1 pseudogene is annotated in these 567 nt (G+C 42.5%); it reads right to left on the bottom strand.

Going from position 1 to position 567, the window contains the following annotated elements:
- Window positions 1-567: pseudogene (locus R8N49_RS29325) on the bottom strand (oligopeptidase B); the annotation flags it as partial.

The following is a 567-nucleotide window of genomic DNA, read 5'->3' on the forward strand; positions in this document are numbered from 1 at the left end:
CCTAGCAAGGTTTGTGGATCTTTTTTGATGTAATAGAACGCGTTGTTGTCGTTCTGCCATGCGACAGCGCTTGACGCCCCTTCAATTTCATCTTGTAAGTAATTACCTGTGGTCAGATCTTTAATCTTAATGGTGTAAACACGGCGGCTTAATGTATCTTCGCCATACGCCAATAAGTTTTCATTCGGGCTGACGTACAGGCCACCAATACTGAAAAATTCATGCTCTTTCGCAAGTTCATTGACATCTAAGATGACTTGTTTGTCTTTACCAGCAAAATCTTTCGCTCGAAGATGAACTTCGTATTCGTTATCTCCGGTAACTTCACTTGAGTAGAAGTAGTTTCCTTTACGCACAGGAACGGAGTTGTCGTCTTTTGCTATGCGACCTTTAATTTCTTCAAATAGCTCATTTTGAAGAGCTTCAGTGTGCTTGAGAACGGTTTCCGCATACTGATTTTCTTGCTCTAGGTGCTGCAAAATTTCTGGATCTTTACGCTCGTCGTCTCGCATCCAGTAGTAGTTATCAACGCGAGTATCACCATGAATGGTCATCGCGTGAGGGATT

This window comes from Vibrio sp. 1978, from assembly GCF_033344345.1.